This window comes from Thiemannella venezuelensis, from assembly GCF_014203605.1.
GTDB classification, from domain to species: domain Bacteria; phylum Actinomycetota; class Actinomycetes; order Streptosporangiales; family Streptosporangiaceae; genus Planomonospora_A; species Planomonospora_A venezuelensis.
Window position 1 is genome coordinate 25,647 of sequence record NZ_JACHJJ010000038.1, and the last position, 19,090, is coordinate 44,736.

The window sequence follows — 19,090 nt, forward strand, 5'->3', positions numbered from 1 at the left end:
CCGATCGCGCCCCTGTGTCCCGGTCCGGGAGGGATCGGCCACGCTGCTGCCGGTGCTCCGCCGCGGTCGTCCGCGGGCGGCGGCTCAGGACGCCGCGGTCTCCAGGGCGGAGGCGACCGCGAGCGGGTTCTGATACTCCCGCCAGCGGGCGATCCGCCCCTTGCGGACGGTCAGCACGCCGACGAACGGGGCCGCGGCGGACACTCCCGTCGCGGTCAGCGTCGCGGCCAGCTCGTACTCGACGACGATGGTGCCGGGGTCGGTGGTGTCGTGCACGGCCAGCGCTCGGCAGTCGTCGAAGCGGAAGGGCAGGCCGTCGTGCCCGGCACGGACGAAGGCCAGGACCGCGGCCCGGCCTTCGATCCGGCCGGGCCGTCCGGGTGCGGCGAACGGCATCTCCAGGATGACGTCCTCGGTGAGCGAGTCGTCGTCGAAGACGGTCTCGCCGGCCGTCCAGCGCTCGCGCATGCGGTCGAAGACCTCGCGTGGGGTCATGCCTGCCTCCGGGATAAGATGAGTGGTGACTCGACTTACCATAATGAGTCGAGACTCATTTTCCAAGGGGGTCGGCGTGCGGGCGGACGCGCAGCGCAACCGGGAACGCATCCTCGACGCGGCCGAGGAGGTGTTCACGCACCGCGGTACGGCGGCGTCCACCGAGGAGGTGGCCCGGCTGGCCGGCGTGGCGATCGGCACGGTCTTCCGGCACTTCCCGACCAAGGACGACCTGCTGGCGGCGATCCTGAAACGCCTGCTGGCACGGCTGGCGGGGGACGCGGCCACGCTCGGCGGGGCGGACGGCCTGCACGTCTTCTTCCGCCGGCTGGTCGAGCAGGCGGCGGCCAAGCGCACGGTGGTCGACCTGGCCGGCGTCAGCGTCCCGGCGGCGGTGGGTCAGCTGGGCGAGGCGGTGGGGGAACTGCTGCGCCAGGCACAGGCCGCGGGCACGGTGCGCGATGACGTCCGCCGGCCCGAGGTGATGGCGCTGCTGGTGAGCGTCTGCCAAGGCGCCCTGCAGGGCGGCTGGGACGTGGAGCTGCAGGAACGGACACTCGCCGTCATCTTCGCCGGTCTGGCCGCGTAGGCGTCGTTCGCCGGACCGGGGCGCCGGCGCTCGCAGGACGGGACGGGACACCGGAGGAGTCCGCGAGCGGTCGCCGCCTCCGCTCCGGTCACCCCAGGGCGGCGAGCTTGCGCTCCAGCACCGCCCGCTCGCGCCCGTTGCCGCACAGCCGTACGGCGCGCTCCAGCTCGGTGCGCGCCTCCTCGGCGCGGCCCAGGCGGGTGAGCAGCTCCCCGCGGACGCCCGGCAGCAGGTGCGAGCCCTGCAGCGCCCCGGCGTCCGCCAGCCCGTCCACGATCGGCAGTGCCGCGGCCGGTCCCCGGGCCATGGAGACCGCCACCGCCCGGTTGAGGTCGACCACGGGTGAGGGCGCGAGTCGGCCGAGCGCCTCGTAGACGAGGACGACGCGCTCCCAGTCCGTCGCCTCGACCGACGGGGCGACGGCGTGGCACTCGGCGATCGCGGCCTGCAGGCCGTACGCGCCGAGGCCCCGGCCGGCCCGCTCGGCGCGGGCCAGGGCGGCCCTGCCCCGGCGGATCGCGGCGCGGTCCCAGCGGCGGCGGTCCTGGTGCTCCAGCAGCACCGGCTCGCCGTCCGGCCCGGTGCGGGCGGGAAAACGCGCCGCGGTCAGCTCCAGCAGCGCCAGCAGGCCGTGGACCTCGGGCTCGTCCGGCACCAGCCGGGCCAGCACCCGGGCGAGGCGCTGCGCCTCGCCCGCCAGATCGGGCCGGATCAGATCGTCGCCGGAACTGGCCGAGGAGCCCTCGGTGAAGATCAGATAGATCACGTTGAGCACCGAGCCGAGCCGCTCGGCCCGCTCCCGGGCCGACGGCACCGCGAACGGCACCCGGGCCGCCCCGAGCGTCTTCTTCGCCCGGGTGATCCGGGCCTGCACGGTGGCGGTCGGGACGAGGAACGCCCGGGCGATCTCGTCGCTCGTCAGACCGCCGACCACCCGCAGGGTGAGCGCCACCCTCGCCTCCCGGGACAGGACGGGATGGCAGGAGACGAACATCAGCGCGAGCATGTCGTCGTCGATCTGGTCCGGATCCCACAGCACGTCCTCGGCCTCCCGAGCCGGATCGGCGGGTGCGTTCCCCGAGGAGATGCCGCCCTCCCCCAGCTCGTGGGCGAGGGCGGCGTACCTGTCGTCGAGGGCGGAGCGCCGGCGGAACGCGTCGATCGCGCGGCGCCGGCCGACGGTGAGCAACCACCCCGCGGGGTGGCGGGGAGCACCCTCGCGCGGCCAGGTCACCAGGGCCTCGGCCAGCGCCTCCTGGGCGAGGTCCTCGGCCAGTGCGAAGTCGCCGGTGTAGCGGGCGAGCGCGCCGACGATCCGCGCGGACTCGATCCGCCAGACGGCGGCGACGGCCTCACGGCCGGTGGGGTCTGCCATCTTCCGTCGGTCCGATCAGAGCTGGCCGGTAGCCTCGCGCCACGCCCGCTCCTTCTTGATCCACTCGTTGTCCTGCGGGAACTCGTCGATCGTGGTGACCCGGCGGATCTCGGTCTTGAAGCCCGGACCGGTGATCGGCGAGCGCCTGGCCCACTCCACGGCCTCCTCCCTGGAGGCGACGTTGAGGATGTAGAAGCCGCCGAACAGCTCCTTGGTCTCGCCGTACGGGCCGTCGGTGACCACGGGCGGTTCGCAGGAGTAGTCGACGACCACGCCCTCGGCGGCGTCGGCGAGGCCTTCGGCGGCGAGCAGCACGCCGGCCCGGATCAGCTCCTCGTTGTACCGGCCGACGGTCGCGAGCATCTCGGTGAAGTCGACGTCGCCCATCGCGGTGAAGGCCTCGTCGGTGGCGCGCCAGATCAGCATGTACTTCATGGTCTCTGTCTCCCTGTGTCGTCCGGGCCCTGCGGGCCTTTCTCACGCATAGGTCGAACGGGCGGCGCCGCGGATCGACACGACCGCCGGATTTCTTCTCCGGGGAATCGGCCGGCGTGGTTCCGGCCGCCTCCGGCGGGTGGACCCCGGATCACCTCAAGATCGTTCTTTAGCGTACACGGTCGTTCCCCGCGGGCCGGCGCGGGCGGGCGTGCGGGGAGCGTGCCGCCGTTGCACAGGCGATCCACAGGGTAGGGAAGGAGGACTCACAGTGTCTTTTCCGACGATCGGGCTATGACCGTGACGAATGCGGAGGTTCGTGGGCAGTTGCGTCGGCCGGACGGCGGTCCGCTGCGGGTGCTGGTGGTGGACGACGAGCCCACGCTGGCGGAACTGCTGACGATGGCGCTGCGCTACGAGGGCTGGGAGGCGCGCAGCGCCGGCGACGGCATGAGCGCCGTGCGGGCCGCGCGCGAGCTCCGCCCCGACGCCGTCGTGCTCGACATGATGCTGCCCGACATCGACGGCCTGGAGGTGCTGCGCAGGCTGCGCGGGGAGGCGCCGGACGTGCCGGTGCTGTTCCTGACCGCCAAGGACTCGGTGGAGGACCGGATCGCGGGGCTGACGGCCGGCGGCGACGACTACGTGACCAAGCCGTTCAGCCTGGAGGAGGTCGTGGCGCGGCTGCGCGGCCTGATGCGCCGGGCGGCCCGTTCGGAGCTGCGCCCGGACTCCCGGCTCGTCGTCGGCGATCTGGTCCTGGACGAGGACAGCCGCGAGGTCCGGCGGGACGACGAGCCGATCAGTCTGACGGCCACGGAGTTCGAGCTGCTGCGCTACCTGATGCGCAATCCGCGCCGGGTGCTCAGCAAGGCGCAGATCCTCGACCGGGTGTGGAACTACGACTTCGGCGGACAGGCGAACGTGGTGGAGCTGTACATCTCGTACCTGCGCAAGAAGATCGACGCCGGCCGGACGCCGATGATCCACACGCTGCGCGGCGCCGGTTATGTCCTCAGACCCGCTGACTAAGACGCCGCCGGGCGCGGCGGCCGGGGCGCCGGCTGGCCGGCGGACCGGGCCGCGCCGGTGGCGGGGATGGTCGCTGCGGGCCCGCCTGGTCGCCGCGATGCTCGCCCTGCTGACCCTGGCGTTCCTGGCCGTCGGCGTGACCACCGAGGTCACGCTGGCCGAGGTGCTGTACGGGCGTGTCGACGCCCAGCTGGCGGCGGCCGCGGGCCGGGCGCCGCACGGATACGGGCCCCCGCCCGCCCAGGAGCCGGACGGCCGGGCCCCGGACACCTCCGGACCGACCGGCTGCGCGCAGCCGCAGGACCGGGACTTCCCGCGGGGGCAGGCCATCGGCACGCTGTCGGCGCGGATCTGCGCGGGCGAGGTCGTCAGCGCCGACGTGCTGGTGGAGCAGGGGCAGGCGCAGCCGGAGGTCGGCGCGTCGCACGCGACGCTGCTGACGGTTCCGGTGGACGCCGCGCCGGCCACCTACGACCTCGGCGAGCTGGGCGACTACCGCCTCGTCGCGCGTCCCCTGCCCGACGGCGCGGTGCTGGTCACCGGGCTGCCGCTGGCGGAGACGCAGGAGACGCTCTACCTGGTGGCCGCCGTCGTGGCGGGGGTGACGGCGCTGGTGCTGCTGGCTGCGGGCTACGCCGGGACGGTGATCGTACGGCGGACGCTGCGTCCGCTGTCCCGGGTGGCCGCGACCGCCGCCCGGGTGTCGCAGCTGACCCTCCACCGCGGCGAGGTGGAGCTGCCGCAACGCGTCGCCGAGGCCGACGCCGACACGCGCACCGAGGTCGGGCAGGTCGGCGCGGCGCTGAACCGGATGCTGGACCACGTCGGCAGCGCGCTGGAGGCCCGGCACGCCAGCGAGACGCAGGTCCGCCAGTTCGTCGCCGACGCCAGCCACGAACTGCGCACCCCGCTCGCGGCGATCTGCGGTTACGCCGAGCTGAGCAGGCGCGGCCGTCAGCCCGTGCCGGACGAGGTCGCGCACGTGCTGCGCCGGGTGGAGGCGGAGGCGCGGCGGATGACCGTCCTGGTGGAGGACATGCTGCTGCTGGCCCGCCTGGACGCCGGTCGTCCCCTCGCGTGCGAACCGGTGGACCTGACGATGCTGACGGTGGACGCGGTCAGCGACGCGCACGCCGCCGGCCCGCGCCACGACTGGCACCTGGACGTGCCCGAGGAGCCGATCACCGTGGCCGGCGACGCGGCGCGGCTGCAGCAGGTCCTGGCCAACCTGCTGGCCAACGCCCGCAGCCACACCCCGGAGGGCACCCGTGTCACGGTCGGCGTGGAGGCCCGGGGCGGGCACGCCGTGCTGACCGTCACCGACACCGGCCCCGGCATCCCGCCCGAGCTGCTTCCGCACGTCTTCGAACGCTTCGCCCGCGGCGACACCTCACGCTCCCGGGCGGCCGGCAGCACCGGTCTCGGGCTCGCCATCGTGCACGCCGTGGTGACCGCGCACGGCGGGAGCGTGGAGGCCTGCAGCGTGCCGGGCCGTACGAGCTTCACCGTACGGCTGCCGCGGGCCGCCGACGACGGCGCGTGACGGCCCGCCGGCTCATTCCTCCGGCACAGACCTCTCACAGGCGGCTCATAGGCCCGCCCGGCTCAATGAAGTCGTCCCCGAACCTCCCGGACGAAGGAACAGCCGTGAACCAGCTGGCAATCATCGCCGCCGACCTCGTAGCCATCGCCGTCCTCACCTTCGGTGTCTACTTCCCCCGCCACCACCGCCGCGACCTGGTGGTCGCGTTCCTGGGCGTGAACATCGGCGTGCTGGCGGTCTCGATGGTGCTCGGCTCCTCGACCGTGGGAGCCGGACTGGGGCTCGGCCTGTTCGGCGTGCTGTCGATCATCAGGCTGCGTTCCGACGAGATCGCCCAGCACGAGGTCGCCTACTACTTCGCCGCCCTGGCGCTCGGTCTGCTGGCCGGGCTGAGCGGCTCCCTGGACGCGCTGAACGGCGGCCTGATGCTGCTGATGATCGCCGCGCTGTTCGTCGGCGACCACCCGCACCTGTTCCGCCGCTACCGGCAGCAGACCGTGAACCTGGACGTCGCGCACACCGACGAGGACGCGCTCCGCGCGCACCTGGAGGTACTGCTGGGGGGCCGGGTCGTCAACCTGTCGATCAAGCACGTCGACCTGGTCGACGACACCACGCTGGCCGAGGTCCGCTACCTCGCCGACCGCCGGCAACCCGCCCGCCGGGGACTCGTCGAGCGTGATCGGGCGACGGTGGCCGCATGACCACCGCGACCGCGCTGCTCGACCCCCTGCGCCCGATCACGCTCGACGAGCTCGTGGCGCGGGCGTCCCTGCTGACCCGGCTGGACCGGAAGTACATCCTGCCCGCCGCCGGCCTGCCCGCCGTCCTGGGCGCCCTGCCCGCCGACGTCCGGGTGCTGGAGATCGACCGGCGGCGCGCCTTCGGCTACCGGTCGGCCTACTTCGATACCCCGGACCTGGACGGCTACCTGGCCGCCGCCCACCGCCGGCGCCGCCGATTCAAGATCAGGATCCGCAGCTACGTCGACTCGGGCACGCACTTCGCGGAGGTCAAGACCCGCGGCCGGCGCGGCACGACCGTCAAGCAGCGCATCTCCTACACCGGCGACGGCCTGCACCTGGGCTCCGAGGCCCGCGCGTATGCCGGCGCGGTCCTCGCCGAGGCCGCCATCCCCGCCGACGGGCTGCACTTCGGGCACGTGCTGACCACGCGCTACCGGCGCACGACGCTGTTCGTCCCGTCCACCGGCAGCCGGGTCACCATCGACGCGGACCTGTCCTGGGCGCTGCCGGACGGGACCGCGATCCGCACTCCCGAGCGCGTCATCGTCGAGACGAAATCGGACCGGACGACCTCGCAGATCGACCGGCTGCTGTGGTCGCTGGGACACCGCCCCTGTTCGGTGTCGAAGTACGCCACCGGGCTGGCCGCGCTCCGGCCCGACCTGCCCGCCAACCGCTGGCGGCCCGTACTGCGGCGCCACTTCCCCACCGTCACAGAAGAGAGCCGACCATGAGAATCCGCAGGAAGCTGGCCGCCGCCTTCGCCTCGGGAGCCCTCGCCGTCACCCTGCTGGCCGGATGCACCACCGGCACCGAATCGACCGGCACCCAATCGACCACCACTCAATCGACCGGCACCGGATCGGCCACCACCGCCACCGCGGTCGCCGTGAGCGCCGTCCAGAGCGCCGCGGAGGTGCTGGCCGCCAACGAGGCCGACCACGCCGAGGCCGACGCCGCGGCCTACGAGCCGTCCGAGGTCGTGGACATCGCCCTCGGAGGCGACTCGGCCGAGGCCACCGGTGACGGGGTCACCGTCGACGGCTCCACGGTGACGATCACCGCCGCGGGCTCCTACCGGCTCTCGGGCACCCTGACCGACGGCCGGGTCGTCGTCGACGCGCCCGGCGCCACCGTCCGGCTGATCCTCGACGGCGCCCGCATCTCCAGCTCCTCCACCGCGGCGATCGCCGCGGTGGAGGCCGAGCGGCTCGTCGTCGTCCTGGCCGACGGCAGCAGGAACACCCTCAGCGACGCCTCCTCCTACGCCGACGGAGCCGAGGCCGACGCCGCGCTCTTCAGCGCCGGCGACCTGACCGTCACCGGCGGCGGGGCGCTCGACGTCCACGGCAACGGCAACGACGCGATCGCCGGCAAGGACGGCCTGGTCATCCAGTCCGGCACCGTCACGGTCGTCGAGGCCGCCGACGACGGCATCCGGGGCAAGGACTACGTCGTCATCGACGGCGGGAAGGTCACCGTCACCTCCGGCGGCGACGGGATCAAGGCCGACAACACCGAGGACGCCGACGCCGGCTACGTCTCGGTCACCGGAGGCGGGGTCACGGTGACCGCCGGGGGCGACGGCGTCGACGCCGCCACCGACCTGGTGGTCACCGGAGGCACGCTCGACGTCACCGCCGGCGGTGGCAGCGGCGTGACCCCGGCCGGCGAGACGTCGGCGAAGGGCCTCAAAGCGGGCGTGATCACCGTCCTGGAGGGCGGTGCCGCCGGGATCGACGCATCCGACGACGCCGTCCACAGCGACGGAGCCGTCCGCCTCGCCGGAACCGGGCTCACCGCCGCCACCGGCGGTGACGCCGTCCACGCCGAGGGCGCCCTGGTGATCGACGGCGGCACCGTCGACATCACCCGGTCGGCGGAAGGCCTCGAAGGCGCCGACATCGTGCTGAACTCCGGAAACGTGACCGTCGTCGCCAGCGACGACGGGATCAACGCGGCCGGCGGCACGACCGGCACAGCCGAGGCGCAGGGCGGGCCCGGCGGCGGCGAGCCCGCGGGCGACCACTCCGTCACCGTCACCGGCGGCACCCTCGTCATCGACTCCGCGGGCGACGGCTTCGACTCCAACGGCACCGCCGCGATCTCGGGCGGCACCGTCGTGGTCAACGGACCCACGCAGAGCATGAACGGGGCGCTCGACGTCGACGGGAGCTTCCAGATCAGCGGCGGTGTGCTGCTGGCCTCGGGCAGCGCCGGCATGGTGGTCGCGCCGGACACCGGCTCCGCCCAGGGCTGGGTCTCCGTCACCCTGGACACGGCCGCGCAGGCGGGCACGACCCTGCAGCTCGTCGACGACGGCGGCGCGCTGGTGGCCACCTACGTCACCCCGAAGACGATTCAGAACCTCGTCTTCTCCTCGGCCGATATCACCTCCGGTAAGGAGTACGCCGTCCACACCGGCGGTACGGCCTCCGGCACGAGCACCGGCGGGCTGGCCGCGTCCGGCGAGCTCGGATCGGCGACGCAGGTCGCGACCGCGACGGCCGGCCAGGCGCCGGCCGGAGGCGGCCGGGGCGGCCCCGGCGGCCCTCCCATGGGCGAGCGCCCGGACGCCGCCTCCGCCCGGAGCGACCAGTGACCCGGCCCCGCGCAGGGCGCGGCCCCGGCCGCGTCCTCCGCCGGGCCCGGCACGCGGCCCCGCCTGGGGCAGGGCGGCGGAGCGGACGGAACGGCGGAGTCGGACCCGCCCGCCGGGAGGGTGGACTACGGTGCTCACTCATGATCGAACCCTCCTTCCTGCGCGCCACCCGGACGGCCTACGACGCCCGCGCCGCCGAGTACGCCGCGTTCGTCAGCGGATCGCTGGAGACCCGGCCGCTGGACCGGGCGATGTTCGCCGTGTTCGCCGAGCTCGTGCGGGCCGCCGGGGCGGGGCCGGTGGCCGACCTCGGGTGCGGGCCCGGGCACGTGACGGCGCACCTGCACTCCCTGGGACTGGAGGCCTTCGGCGTCGACCTGTCGCCGCAGATGATCGAGCTGGCCCGGCGGGCGCATCCGCACCTGCGGTTCGAGGAGGGGGCGATGACCGCCCTGGACCTGCCGGACGGCGCGCTCGGCGGCATCGTGGCCTGGTACTCCCTCATCCACACGCCGCCGGAGCGGGTGCCGGAGGTGCTGGCCGGGTTCCACCGGCTGCTGGCCCCGGGCGGCCGCCTGCTGATCGCCTTCCAGTCCGGCGACGAGCGGCTGACCGCGCCGGAGCCGTTCGACCACAAGGTGACGCTCGCCTACCGGTGGCCGCTCGGCCGCGTCGCCGAGCTGCTGCGCCGGGCCGGGTTCGCGGTGGACGCCGAGCTGCGGTGCGACCAGGACGACAGGTTCCCGCAGGGCTGCCTCCTGGTCCGCAAGCCGGCCGGAGCGGGAGGCCGTTGACGCGCCCCCGGCCGGGAGGCCGGGTCGCCGCGGGTGGGTGTGCGCGCGGGCGAGGTCAGCGGGGCAGGGCGTCGAGCCGGTCGAGGAGCTGGTCGGAGAGCCGCCGGAGCGCGGTGACCTGGTCGGGGGTGAGGCCGTCGAAGAACAGGTGCCGGACGGCGCCGACGTGGCCCGGGGCGGCGGCCTCGATGGCCTGCCGCCCGGTCTCGGTGAGCACGATGAACGCGCCCCGGCCGTCCTCGGGGCACTCCTCGCGCCGGACGAGGTCGCGGCGCTGCATCCGGGTCAGGTGGTGCGACAGGCGGCTCTGCTCCCACTGCAGGTCGCGCTGGAGCTCGAACGGCCGCAGCCGCCCCTCGGAGGTGTCGGTGAGGGCGACGAGCACCTCGTAGTCGGCCAGGGACAGGCCGGAGTCGGCCTGCAGCTGCCGGTTGAGCCGGGCGGTCAGCTGTCCCTGCAGCCGCAGGAAGGCCCGCCAGGCCTGCTGCTCGTCCTCGTCGAGCCATCCCGTGTCGCTCATGCGTCCACTCTAGCAAATTGATGACACATCATGAATTTGGGAATGCATGATGCGTCATATAGGTTGAGCCCCATATGGATGACACATCATCCATATGACGACCGGCCGAAGGAGACCACCATGACCACGACCGCCACCGGCTTCGCCCAGCTCACCGGCACCTACACCCTCGACCCCGCGCACACCCGCATCGGGTTCGTCGCCCGGCACGCGATGGTGACCAAGGTCCGCGGCGCGTTCAACGAGTTCGAGGGCACCGCCGTCCTCGACGGCGAGAACCCGGCCGCCTCCACCGCCGCCGTGACCATCAAGACCGCGAGCATCGACACCCGCAACGCCCAGCGCGACGAGCACCTGCGCAGCAACGACTTCCTGGCGATGGAGACCTACCCGGAGATCACCTTCACCTCCACCGCGATCCGCCAGACCGGCACGACCGACTTCGAGGTGACCGGCGACCTCACCATCAAGGGCGTCACCAACTCCGTGACGGTCCCCTTCACCTACGAGGGCGCCGCCACCGACCCGTTCGGCAACGTGCGCGTAGGCTTCGAGGGCTCGGTGACCATCAACCGCAAGGACTACGGCGTCACCTGGAACGCCGCGCTGGAGACCGGCGGCGTCCTGGTCAGCGACAAGATCGTCCTCGAGTTCGAGGTCTCCGCGGTCAAGAACGCCTGACCCGCCGGGCCCTCCCGAGAACACCCGGTCGCCCGCCGCCGGCCGTCCCGTACGGCCGGCCGGCCCGACGGCCGCCCCCGCCCGCTCACCCGCATCCGACGGAAGGACGTCCCATGACCACGACCCTGCCCCGACCCAGCCTGGACGTCCGCCGCGCGGACGAGCGGTTCACCACGGAGATCTCCTGGCTGGACTCCAAGCACTCGTTCTCCTTCGGCCGCCACCACGATCCGGCGAACACCCACCACGGGCTGCTGCTGGTCAACAACGACGACGTCGTGCGCCCCGGCTTCGGGTTCGACACCCACCCGCACCGGGACATGGAGATCGTCACCTGGGTGATGCAGGGCTCCCTGGTCCACCAGGACTCCACCGGCCACAACGGCGTCATCTACCCCGGTCTGGCCCAGCGGATGAGCGCCGGCACCGGCATCCTGCACTCGGAGAAGAACGACTCCTGGCGCCTCGCGGGCGACGTCCACGACGAGCCGGTCCACTTCGTGCAGATGTGGGTCGTGCCCGACGAGAGCGGCATCACCCCCGGCTACGAGCAGCTCGAGATCGACGGCGAACTGCTGTCCGGCGGCCTGGTGACCGTCGCCTCCGGCATGCCCGCGCACGCCGACGCCGCCGCCATCCGCATCGGGAACCGCTACGCAGCGCTCCACGCCGCCCGCCTGCGGCCCGGTCAGAGCGTCGAGCTGCCCGAGGCGCCGTTCCTGCACCTGTTCGTGCCCCGCGGCGCCGTCGCCCTCGAAGGAGCCGGAGCGCTCGGCACCGGCGACGCCGTACGCTTCACCGCCACCGGAGGCCAGCGGGTCACCGCCACCGAGCCCGCCGAGATCCTCGTCTGGGAGATGCACGCCGCCATCGCCGCCTGAGAGCCCAGGCGGGGAGCCACGCCTCATCCGGAGAGGGGCGACGGTGACGTACTCCATGTCGGACAGGCTGTTCGAGGAGGCTTCGCCCGTTTCGACGAGGCGCTCGGCGTAGGCCGCCAGGTATGGATCAACGGTTGTCAGGGCTTGGTGGGGACGGTGACGGTACCGTCGAGGATGAGCCGGCGCAGCCCGTCCACCTTCTTCCGCACCGGGGCGATCGCCTTGTCGTTGGAGACGGAGTAGCCGACGCCGTCGGTCTTGAGGTCGAAGCGCTTGACGCCGCCGGCCCGGTCTCCCTTGATGAACGCCTGGATCTCCTGGAAGACGGCGTTGTCCACCCGCTTGACCATGGACGTCAGAATGGCGGCGCGGACGCCGGGTTCGGCGGTCTGGTACTGGTCGGAGTCCACCCCGACGGCCCAGGTGCCCTTGCGGGCGGCGACCGCCTTCAGGGTGCCCGCGCCGGACCCGCCGGCGGCGGTGTAGACGACGTCGACGCCTTCGGCGAACATCCGCTGGGCGATCTTCTCCGCCTTGTCGGGCACGCCGAAGCCGCTGAAGTCCGGCGGCGCAGAGAGGTAGTCGACGCTGACCTTCACCCCGGGCCGGGCCCTGGTGGCTCCGGCGGTGAAACCGGCCTCGAACTTCTGCAGCAGCGGGATGCGGACTCCGCCGATGAACCCGACCCGGCCGGAGCGGGACTTCAGGGCGGCGGCCGCCCCGGTCAGGTAGGAGCCCTGCTCCTCGGCGAAGACCAGGGAGACCACGTTCGGGGCGCTGAAGGAGTCGTCGTCGACGATGGCGAAGGTGGTCCCGGGGAACTCCGCCGCGACCGTCCGGACGGCCCCGGCGTACAGGAAGCCGACCGCGATGACCGGGTTGCGGCCCTCCTCCGCCAGCTCGCGCAGCCTGGCGGCGCGCTCCTCCTCGGTCTCCTCGGAGAGCGTCACCTCCCGGCCGTCGACCTCGAGCTCCTTCTTCGCCCGGTCCAGGCCCGCGGCCGCCGCGTCGTTGAAGCTCTTGTCGCCCCGCCCGCCCTGGTCGAAGGCGAGCCCGACCCGCACCTGCTCCAGACCCAGCCCGTCGACGCCGGAGGCGGCCAGGCGCACGGGCGGCTCCGCGCCGGCCCCGCATCCGGCCAGGGTCGTGGCGGCCGCCGCGGCCAGTACGGCCAGCGCGGTCCTTCTCCTGTTGCGCACTGTGGTCTTCCTTCTGCCTGGTGGATGCCGAGGGTCTCGGCGCTCTTGGGGTTCTGGGTCTTCGGATCGGGGGTGTTCACGGATGAACACCGACGGGGTCCGCCGGGTGGGCGCTCCGCGGTGGTCACGGCGCGCTCACCTGCCGCGGCTAGTAGCGGAACCGCCCGACCGCCTCGCGCAGCCGCGTCGACACACTGGTGAGTTCGGCGACGGTACGGCGCGAGCGGGCGATGTCGGCGTCGACCGCCGAGGCCGAGGAGGCCACGGCGGTGATGCTCTCGGCGATCCGGGAGGCTCCCCCGGCGGCGTCGGCGACGCTGCGGTTCATCTCGTCGGTGGTGGCGGTCTGCTCCTCCACCGCGCTGGCGATCGTCGTCTGGTAGCCGCTGATCCCCGCGATGACCTCGCCGATCCTGCCGATGGCGCCGACCGCGGCGGTGCTGTCGGACTGGATCGCCTGGACGAGACGGCCGATCTCCTCGGTCGCCGAGGAGGTCTCCTGCGCCAGGTTCTTGACCTCGTGGGCCACCACGGCGAATCCCTTGCCGGAGTCGCCGGCGCGGGCGGCCTCGATGGTGGCGTTGAGCGCCAGCAGGTTGGTCTGCTCGGCGATGCTGGTGATGAGCTTGACCACGTGGTCGATCTCCGAGGAGGACGAGGTGAGCTGGCTCATCGTGGCGTTGGCCGACTCCGCGGCGGCCACGGCCTCCGCGGCGACCCGTGCCGCGTCCGAGGCGTTGCGGGCGATCTCCTCGATGGCTCCGCCCATCTCGCTCGAACCCGCGGCGACCTCGTGCACGCTCTGGCTCACCTCCTGCGAGGCCTGGGCGGCGGCCCCGGCGCGTTCGGAGGCCAGCGCCGCACTGTCGGCGAACGCGCCGGTGACGGTGTCCAGCTCGGCCGACATGTCCGCCAGCGTCCTGGCGTGCTCGGCCACGTCGGCGACGACCGTGCGGATCGCGGTGAGCGCCTCGTTGAGCGCCTCCGCCATCTGCGCCGGCTCGTCGCGGCCCTCGGCGGGCAGTTTCACGTCCAGTTCGCGGCGGGCCACCGTGCGCAGCGCGTCCCTGGCGGCGGTGACCGGCGCGACGATGCTGCGGGTCACCGTGTAGGCGAGGGCGCAACCGAGCAGGAGCGCGAGCGCCGCCCCGATCGTGATCGCCCGCTGGGCGGAGGCGGCCGCGTCGGCGGAGGCCTCCACCGCCGCCTGGCTGCGCTGGTCGACGGAGTGGGCGAGCTGCTGGGAGGCGCGCAGGATCCGGTAGTAGGTGTTCCAGCTGTCGTAGACGGCGAGCTGGTCGCCCTTCCACAAGGCGTCGGGGGTGCCCGGCCGGAACGTTTCGACGATCTTGTCGTTCACCGCGAAGTACGTCTCGGACTCGGCGGCGATCCGGTCGAACAGCGCCCGCTCGGAGGCGTTCATGACGTCGGTGGCGGCCTGCGGGAGGAACTTCTCGAAGCGCTCGCGCTCCTGCTCCCAGGCCTTGTAGTTGACCGAGTCCCCGCCGAAGGCGCGTTCGGCGCCCAGGCGGTGCACGTCGGAGATGTAGGCGCTCTGCCAGCCGCTCATGCTGGCCGCGTAGAACTTGATCTCCTTGGCCTGGCTGGTGAGCACCTGCAGGTCCCGTACCTGCGCGGAGGTGTTCCGCTGGTCCTGGATCGCCGAGAAGGCGATCACCGCGATCCCGGCGAGGAACACCAGCAGGACGGTGAACGCCACTCCCAGCCGTACTCCGATTCTGACCCGACGCATGCTCGTCCTCCGTGACCGACAATTCACCGAACGTCCATCGGCGGAAACGGAACGGACCTGAGGGCGGCCTCCCGCGAAAGCGCACTCCCGGCGCGCCGGCCGGGCTCCTCGTCCCGTGGAGGCGTTCCCGGCGGGGAGGGACGCCTCCGTTCCTCCCCGCCGGGGCGTCCGGAGATCTCCGAGGGCTCCGCCGCCCGGTGTCCGCGGCCTTGATCGCCTGGCAGACTGCGAACACGGGAACAACGGCGGAACAGGAGTCTCCATGGGCGGCGACGAGCGTGCGTACACCTCTCCCGTCCAGGCCGCTCCCGCCCTGGCGCACTCGGCCGTCCCCGTCCCCGTCCCTGCCACTGTCACCGGGACCGTCACCGGGACCGCCCCGGCCGGGGTCCTGACCCCCGGAGCCGTGGTCCACGGCGTCCCCGCCGCAGCGGCCGACGCGGCGGTCTCGGCCTCGACCGCAGCCCGCATCGCGGCCAGCGTCCCGGAGGCCACCCGCCGCGCCTACGCCGGAGACTGGAACCGCTTCACCGCCTGGTGCGCCCGCGCGGGCCGTACGGCGCTGCCCGCCTCCGCCGAGACCCTCGCCGAGTACGTCTCCGCTCTCGCCGACGAGGGCAAGGCCCCCGCCACCATCACCCGGGCCATCGCCGGGATCCGCACCGCCCACCGGGTCAGCGGCCTCGTCCCGCCCGACACCACCGCAGCCCGGGCCGTCCGCAAGGCCTACCGGGGCGAGCGGGCCGCCGCCGGGCTGCCCAACCAGCGCCAGGCCGCCGCGCTGGCCGTACCCCACCTGCGGCGCATCGCCGCCGCCCTCGACACCGGCACCGCGATCGACCTGCGCGACCGCCTGGCCGTCGTGCTCGGCTGGGCCATGATGGCCCGCCGCAGCGAGCTCGCCGGGCTCGATCTGGCCGACATCGCCGAGGCCGAGCAGGGGCTCGTCGTGACCGTGCGCCGGTCCAAGACCGACCAGGCCGCCACCGGACGCCAGGTCGCCGTGCCGTACGGGTCCGATCCCCTGACCTGCCCGGTCCGCGCGCTGCGCGCCTGGCGGGCCCTGCTGTCGGAGCACGGTTCCGCCTCCGGGCCGCTGCTGCGCCGTATCGACCGGCACGGCACGATCGCCGGGGTCCCCGGCGCCCGGCCCTCCGGCAGCGGTTCCGCCGACGGCCGCCTCAGCGGGTACGCCATCGGCAAGATCCTCGTCCGGGCCGCCCGCCGCGCCGGGCTCGCCATCGACGACCTGAGCGCCCACAGCCTGCGCGCCGGCGGCGCGACCGGGGCCTACACCGCCGGGGCCGACCTGGTCTCCATCGGGCGGCACGGGGGCTGGCGCGACGGCTCGTCGGAACTGCTCAAGTACATCCGCGACGTCGACCGCTGGAAGCACAACCCGATGCACGGCGCCGGGCTCTGACAGCGGGACCGGGTGGCGTCCGCGGCGCGGGCGCTTCCGGGTGCGGCGGGGCGTCCGCTCAGGTGTTGATCTGGAGGACCCACACCGACACGTGGTCCACGCTGTGCGTGTAGATCAGGCGGAAGGCGTCCGTGCGCAGCTCGAACGCGGCGGGGATGCCGCCGTAGGGACGAGCGCCCAGAGGTTCGGGCTCCTCGGTGAGGTCGAGCAGGGTTTCGGCGATCATCGCGCGCAGACCGGGGGCCGCCTGGCGCAGAGCCTCGCGAACGGCGTCGGCGAGATTGAGGGGCCGCTTCAAGAGGGCTCGCCGGGGGCCGGAAGGCCGAGATCGGCGTACAGCTCGTCGCGGGTCTCGTAGCCGTGCATGCGCGACTCGCCGCGCTCGCGGGCGGCGATCGCCTCGCGGATGCGGCCGACCTCCAGCTCCTCGCGGGCCCGCAGCAGCTCCTCGTACTCCTTCTCGGAGATGAGGACGGCGCGCTCCTCCTCGGAGCGGGTGATCGTGGTCGGCTGGCGGCCGTGGACGGCGCGGGCCACCAGGGGGCCCAGTCTCCTGCGGGCCTCGACGATGCCGAGCGTTTCGTTCGTCATGCCTTCCACAGTACGGGAATGTGTTCACCCTGTGCATGATGTCCAGGATGGACGGTGAGCCTTCTCCGTACGGCCATGTGCCGTACGGGATCGCGGGCTTCTCCTGTTCCAGGACGCGGGCCGTGACCGTGATGCCGGCCGTACCGCGCCCTCCGGGAGTGTTCACGCCGTGAACACGATGATCATCTGGGATAGTGGGACCCCTGATCCGAAGTACCAACTCGGGAAGCACACGGAACAGGAGCCCCACGTGGCCAGAGTGCACGTTGTCCTCAACCAGAAGGGCGGCGTAGGCAAGTCCACGCTCGCCGTCAACCTCGCCGCCGTCACCGCCGACACCGTCGGGGGAGTGGCAGGGGAGAACCCCCCGGTCGTCACCGTCTCCATCGACCCGCAGGGCTCGGCCGTCTGGTGGTCGGAGCGCGTCGGCGAGGCGCTGCCCTTCGACTTCGTCCAGGCCCACGACGACATCGCCGGGCTGGCGAACCTCCGCCACATCCCGAACGTCACCGACGTCTGGGTGGACACCCCCGGCTGGCTGGACCTGTCGGACGGGGCCTCATCCGACGACCCCCTCGGGGACGGCAAGGCGGCCGACGCGCTGCGCGCGGTGCTCGACAACGCCGATGACGTGATCATCCCCATCGAGCCGGAGCCGCTGTCCTTCCAGCCGACGTTCAACACGGTCGAGAAGGTCGTCAAGCCCCGCAAGCTGCCGTACCTCGTGGTCGCCAACAACTGGGATCCGCGCGACGGCCGCGCCGACCTGGACGACACCCTGCAGTTCGTCCGCAACCAGGGCTGGCCGCTGGCCAACACGGTGATCCGGCACTACAAGATCCACTCCAGGGCGTCGGCCGAGGGCCTGGTCGTCACCCAGTACCCGAAGAACCGGGTCGCGATGGAGGCCCGCGAGGACTTCTACCGGCTCGCGCTGGAGCACGGGCAGATGCGGAACGGGCAGGGCTGATGGCGGGCAAGAGGACGAGTCTCGCGGCGCTGATGGTCGGCCAGCCGGCCGAGCCCGAGGAGGAGACCCCGGTCGCGGCGGAGCCGGCCCCGCCGCGGTGGCCGGAGACCGTGCGACTGGCGGACCTGGCCGACAACCCCGACAACCCCCGCGACAGCCTGCGGGACCTGGAAGGACTCGCCGACACGATCCGCGACGAGGGCGTCCTGCAGGATCTGGTCGTCGTCCCGCGGGCCGTCTGGCTGGCCGCCTACCCGCACCACTCGGAGGCGGTCGGCGACAGGCCGTACGTCATCCAGCACGGGCACCGGCGCCGCCACGCGGCCGCGCTGGCAGGGCTGACCGAGGTGCCGGTCAAGGTGCGCGACTCCGCGGAGTCCGCCGAGGAACGCACCCTGATCGAGAACTTCCAGCGGGACGACCTGACGCCGCTGGAGGAGGCGCGGGCGCTGCAGCGGCTGATGGAGCTGCGCGAGATCTCCCTGCGGGAGGCCTGCCGGAAGGTGGGCAAGTCCCCGGGCTGGGGCTCGCAGCGGATGATCCTGCTCAAGCTCGTCCCCGAGCTGCAGCAGGCCCTGACGGACGGCCTGCTGAAGCTGGAGGACGCCCGGGAGATCGGGAAGCTGCCGCCGGAGGAGCAGACGATGCCGGTCGCCCCGCCGGCGGCGGAGGCCGTACCACCCGCCTGGGGCGGGAGCCGGGGCCCGGACGGCGGGGGCGTCCATGCGGTGGGCACGCCGGGGGAGAGGCTCGCGAGCCGGGAGCGGAGTCCGGGCGGGCGGCGCGACCACGGCGTCATCCCGCTGGGGCCGCCCGCGGCGATCGCGGCGGAGCTGCGGGCGCGGCTCTCCCGGGAAGACCTGGAGACGCTGGTGGAGCTGCTCACGGCGACGGTGGCCCGATGAGGTACGGCATGCGTCCGGGAGAGGCCGCCTCTGGCGGGTGAGTCCGGGGTGTTCACCGACTGGATGTCGAGGGCCGGGAGCGATGCCGCTCCCGGCCCTCGACATGTCGCGAGGCCGTTTCCTTCTGCAGGTCCGGTGGAGGCGGGGTGGTTGCGGCGTGAGCGGTGCCGGGGGTTCCGGTTGCGGATGCCGGGATGGCTGTTTTCCGGTGGCGGGGTGCCGGGGGTGTTTACGGCGTAAACGCTGGCGTGGCCGGTGGTGGGTTGGGAGGTGGTCTTGGGGTGGTCGCGTGGGGTGTTTACGGCGTAAACGCTGTGGTGTGCGCGGTGGGGTGCCGGGTGTTGCTGGGGTGGGTTGGGAGGTGGGTGTGTCGGGGGTTGGGTCGGGAGTGCTGACTGGTCGGGAGTGCTGACCGGTCGGGAAGGTGTGGCGGGGGGTGTGGCGGGGTGGGGGTGGAGATGTGGAAGGCCGCCACCGGGGTTCGGTGGCGGCCTGGGGTGTGCCCTGCCTGGGGTGTGCCCTGCCTGGGGTGTGCCCTGCCTGGGGTGTGCCCTGC

Annotated in this window: 20 protein-coding genes; 12 read left to right on the forward strand and 8 right to left on the reverse strand. The window is 73.2% G+C overall.

All coding sequences use genetic code 11. The features are described 5' to 3' along the window. Window positions 1–84: 84 nt before the first annotated feature. The gene (locus FHS22_RS34845; RefSeq protein WP_184948471.1) at window positions 85–495 is read right to left on the reverse strand and encodes a nuclear transport factor 2 family protein; all 411 of its coding nucleotides are present in this window, start codon (window positions 493–495) and stop codon (window positions 85–87) included. Window positions 496–538: 43 nt separating this feature from the next. Between FHS22_RS34845 and FHS22_RS34850 the strand changes: the two genes are divergently transcribed. Then, window positions 539–1,084 (forward strand): TetR/AcrR family transcriptional regulator, encoded by a 546-nt coding sequence (locus tag FHS22_RS34850; RefSeq protein ID WP_184948472.1) that lies wholly within the window; start codon window positions 539–541, stop codon window positions 1,082–1,084. An 88-nt stretch (window positions 1,085–1,172) separates the two neighbouring features. Here FHS22_RS34850 and FHS22_RS34855 read toward each other — a convergent pair whose 3' ends face one another. Together FHS22_RS34855 and FHS22_RS34860 are read right to left on the reverse strand one after the other, a co-directional pair. Next, window positions 1,173–2,459 carry an RNA polymerase sigma factor gene (locus FHS22_RS34855; protein WP_184948473.1) on the reverse strand — a complete coding sequence of 429 codons (1,287 nt, stop codon included), beginning with the start codon at window positions 2,457–2,459 and terminating at the stop codon, window positions 1,173–1,175. Between the two features lie 15 nt (window positions 2,460–2,474). Beyond that, on the reverse strand, window positions 2,475–2,894 hold the full coding sequence (locus FHS22_RS34860) for a YciI family protein (protein ID WP_184937668.1): 420 nt from the start codon (window positions 2,892–2,894) through the stop codon (window positions 2,475–2,477). 294 nt (window positions 2,895–3,188) lie between these two features. Here FHS22_RS34860 and FHS22_RS34865 point away from each other — a divergent pair, with 294 nt between their 5' ends. The 6 genes from FHS22_RS34865 (at window position 3,189) to FHS22_RS34890 (ending at window position 9,611) form a co-directional block, all read left to right on the forward strand. Further along, window positions 3,189–3,926 (forward strand): response regulator transcription factor, encoded by a 738-nt coding sequence (locus tag FHS22_RS34865; RefSeq protein ID WP_184948474.1) that lies wholly within the window; start codon window positions 3,189–3,191, stop codon window positions 3,924–3,926. Next, entirely contained in the window at window positions 3,904–5,469 is a 1,566-nt protein-coding gene (locus tag FHS22_RS34870) for a sensor histidine kinase (RefSeq protein WP_184948475.1), read from the forward strand. The genes FHS22_RS34865 and FHS22_RS34870 overlap by 23 nt, the downstream gene beginning before the upstream one ends. 104 nt (window positions 5,470–5,573) lie before the next feature. Then, entirely contained in the window at window positions 5,574–6,173 is a 600-nt protein-coding gene (locus FHS22_RS34875) for a DUF4956 domain-containing protein (RefSeq protein WP_184948476.1), read from the forward strand. Next, window positions 6,170–6,949: a polyphosphate polymerase domain-containing protein gene (locus tag FHS22_RS34880; protein WP_184948477.1), complete on the forward strand. Its 780-nt coding sequence runs from the start codon at window positions 6,170–6,172 to the stop codon at window positions 6,947–6,949. The genes FHS22_RS34875 and FHS22_RS34880 overlap by 4 nt, the downstream gene beginning before the upstream one ends. Beyond that, entirely contained in the window at window positions 6,946–8,817 is a 1,872-nt protein-coding gene (locus tag FHS22_RS34885) for a carbohydrate-binding domain-containing protein (protein ID WP_184948478.1), read from the forward strand. The genes FHS22_RS34880 and FHS22_RS34885 overlap by 4 nt, the downstream gene beginning before the upstream one ends. 140 nt (window positions 8,818–8,957) lie before the next feature. Then, window positions 8,958–9,611, forward strand: coding sequence for a class I SAM-dependent DNA methyltransferase (locus FHS22_RS34890; RefSeq protein WP_184948479.1), 654 nt, complete (start codon window positions 8,958–8,960; stop codon window positions 9,609–9,611). Between the two features lie 55 nt (window positions 9,612–9,666). Here the strand turns inward: FHS22_RS34890 and FHS22_RS34895 are convergent, their stop codons facing one another. Further along, entirely contained in the window at window positions 9,667–10,131 is a 465-nt protein-coding gene (locus FHS22_RS34895; protein WP_184948480.1) for a MarR family winged helix-turn-helix transcriptional regulator, read from the reverse strand. Window positions 10,132–10,251: 120 nt separating this feature from the next. Between FHS22_RS34895 and FHS22_RS34900 the strand changes: the two genes are divergently transcribed. Together FHS22_RS34900 and FHS22_RS34905 are read left to right on the forward strand one after the other, a co-directional pair. Beyond that, the gene (locus FHS22_RS34900; protein ID WP_184948481.1) at window positions 10,252–10,812 is read left to right on the forward strand and encodes a YceI family protein; all 561 of its coding nucleotides are present in this window, start codon (window positions 10,252–10,254) and stop codon (window positions 10,810–10,812) included. A 113-nt stretch (window positions 10,813–10,925) separates the two neighbouring features. Next, window positions 10,926–11,693, forward strand: a complete 768-nt coding sequence (locus tag FHS22_RS34905) for a pirin family protein (protein ID WP_184948482.1) — start codon at window positions 10,926–10,928, stop codon at window positions 11,691–11,693. A 137-nt stretch (window positions 11,694–11,830) separates the two neighbouring features. On the opposite strand, the gene FHS22_RS34910 is transcribed toward FHS22_RS34905, so the two are convergent. Further along, the gene (locus FHS22_RS34910; protein ID WP_184948483.1) at window positions 11,831–12,892 is read right to left on the reverse strand and encodes a BMP family lipoprotein; all 1,062 of its coding nucleotides are present in this window, start codon (window positions 12,890–12,892) and stop codon (window positions 11,831–11,833) included. Window positions 12,893–13,040: 148 nt separating this feature from the next. Further along, entirely contained in the window at window positions 13,041–14,645 is a 1,605-nt protein-coding gene (locus FHS22_RS34915; protein ID WP_184948484.1) for a methyl-accepting chemotaxis protein, read from the reverse strand. A gap of 262 nt (window positions 14,646–14,907) precedes the next feature. Between FHS22_RS34915 and FHS22_RS34920 the strand changes: the two genes are divergently transcribed. Then, window positions 14,908–16,068 (forward strand): site-specific integrase, encoded by a 1,161-nt coding sequence (locus FHS22_RS34920; RefSeq protein WP_184948485.1) that lies wholly within the window; start codon window positions 14,908–14,910, stop codon window positions 16,066–16,068. Between the two features lie 58 nt (window positions 16,069–16,126). Here FHS22_RS34920 and FHS22_RS34925 read toward each other — a convergent pair whose 3' ends face one another. Both FHS22_RS34925 and FHS22_RS34930 read right to left on the reverse strand, forming a co-directional pair. Then, a complete protein-coding gene (locus FHS22_RS34925; RefSeq protein WP_184948486.1) occupies window positions 16,127–16,366 on the reverse strand; it encodes a type II toxin-antitoxin system RelE family toxin in 240 nt (79 codons plus the stop codon). Then, the gene (locus FHS22_RS34930) at window positions 16,363–16,659 is read right to left on the reverse strand and encodes a type II toxin-antitoxin system Phd/YefM family antitoxin (protein WP_184948487.1); all 297 of its coding nucleotides are present in this window, start codon (window positions 16,657–16,659) and stop codon (window positions 16,363–16,365) included. The genes FHS22_RS34925 and FHS22_RS34930 overlap by 4 nt, the downstream gene beginning before the upstream one ends. 250 nt (window positions 16,660–16,909) lie before the next feature. On the opposite strand from FHS22_RS34930, the gene FHS22_RS34935 reads away from it, so the two are divergent. Next, complete coding sequence (locus FHS22_RS34935; RefSeq protein WP_221474509.1) at window positions 16,910–17,629, forward strand: nucleotide-binding protein; 720 nt, start codon at window positions 16,910–16,912, stop codon at window positions 17,627–17,629. Continuing rightward, entirely contained in the window at window positions 17,629–18,534 is a 906-nt protein-coding gene (locus tag FHS22_RS34940; protein ID WP_184948488.1) for a ParB/RepB/Spo0J family partition protein, read from the forward strand. Before FHS22_RS34935 ends, FHS22_RS34940 begins: the two co-directional genes overlap by 1 nt. The last annotated feature ends 556 nt before the right edge of the window (window positions 18,535–19,090 follow it).

Coding starts and splice junctions, on each gene's coding strand:
- FHS22_RS34845 (WP_184948471.1), bottom strand. CDS start 495: ATGACCCCACGCGAGGTCTTCGACCGCATGCGCGAGCGCTGGACGGCC.
- FHS22_RS34850 (WP_184948472.1), top strand. CDS start 539: ATGAGTCGAGACTCATTTTCCAAGGGGGTCGGCGTGCGGGCGGACGCG.
- FHS22_RS34855 (WP_184948473.1), bottom strand. CDS start 2,459: ATGGCAGACCCCACCGGCCGTGAGGCCGTCGCCGCCGTCTGGCGGATC.
- FHS22_RS34860 (WP_184937668.1), bottom strand. CDS start 2,894: ATGAAGTACATGCTGATCTGGCGCGCCACCGACGAGGCCTTCACCGCG.
- FHS22_RS34865 (WP_184948474.1), top strand. CDS start 3,189: ATGACCGTGACGAATGCGGAGGTTCGTGGGCAGTTGCGTCGGCCGGAC.
- FHS22_RS34870 (WP_184948475.1), top strand. CDS start 3,904: ATGTCCTCAGACCCGCTGACTAAGACGCCGCCGGGCGCGGCGGCCGGG.
- FHS22_RS34880 (WP_184948477.1), top strand. CDS start 6,170: ATGACCACCGCGACCGCGCTGCTCGACCCCCTGCGCCCGATCACGCTC.
- FHS22_RS34885 (WP_184948478.1), top strand. CDS start 6,946: ATGAGAATCCGCAGGAAGCTGGCCGCCGCCTTCGCCTCGGGAGCCCTC.
- FHS22_RS34890 (WP_184948479.1), top strand. CDS start 8,958: ATGATCGAACCCTCCTTCCTGCGCGCCACCCGGACGGCCTACGACGCC.
- FHS22_RS34895 (WP_184948480.1), bottom strand. CDS start 10,131: ATGAGCGACACGGGATGGCTCGACGAGGACGAGCAGCAGGCCTGGCGG.
- FHS22_RS34900 (WP_184948481.1), top strand. CDS start 10,252: ATGACCACGACCGCCACCGGCTTCGCCCAGCTCACCGGCACCTACACC.
- FHS22_RS34905 (WP_184948482.1), top strand. CDS start 10,926: ATGACCACGACCCTGCCCCGACCCAGCCTGGACGTCCGCCGCGCGGAC.
- FHS22_RS34915 (WP_184948484.1), bottom strand. CDS start 14,645: ATGCGTCGGGTCAGAATCGGAGTACGGCTGGGAGTGGCGTTCACCGTC.
- FHS22_RS34920 (WP_184948485.1), top strand. CDS start 14,908: ATGGGCGGCGACGAGCGTGCGTACACCTCTCCCGTCCAGGCCGCTCCC.
- FHS22_RS34930 (WP_184948487.1), bottom strand. CDS start 16,659: ATGACGAACGAAACGCTCGGCATCGTCGAGGCCCGCAGGAGACTGGGC.
- FHS22_RS34940 (WP_184948488.1), top strand. CDS start 17,629: ATGGCGGGCAAGAGGACGAGTCTCGCGGCGCTGATGGTCGGCCAGCCG.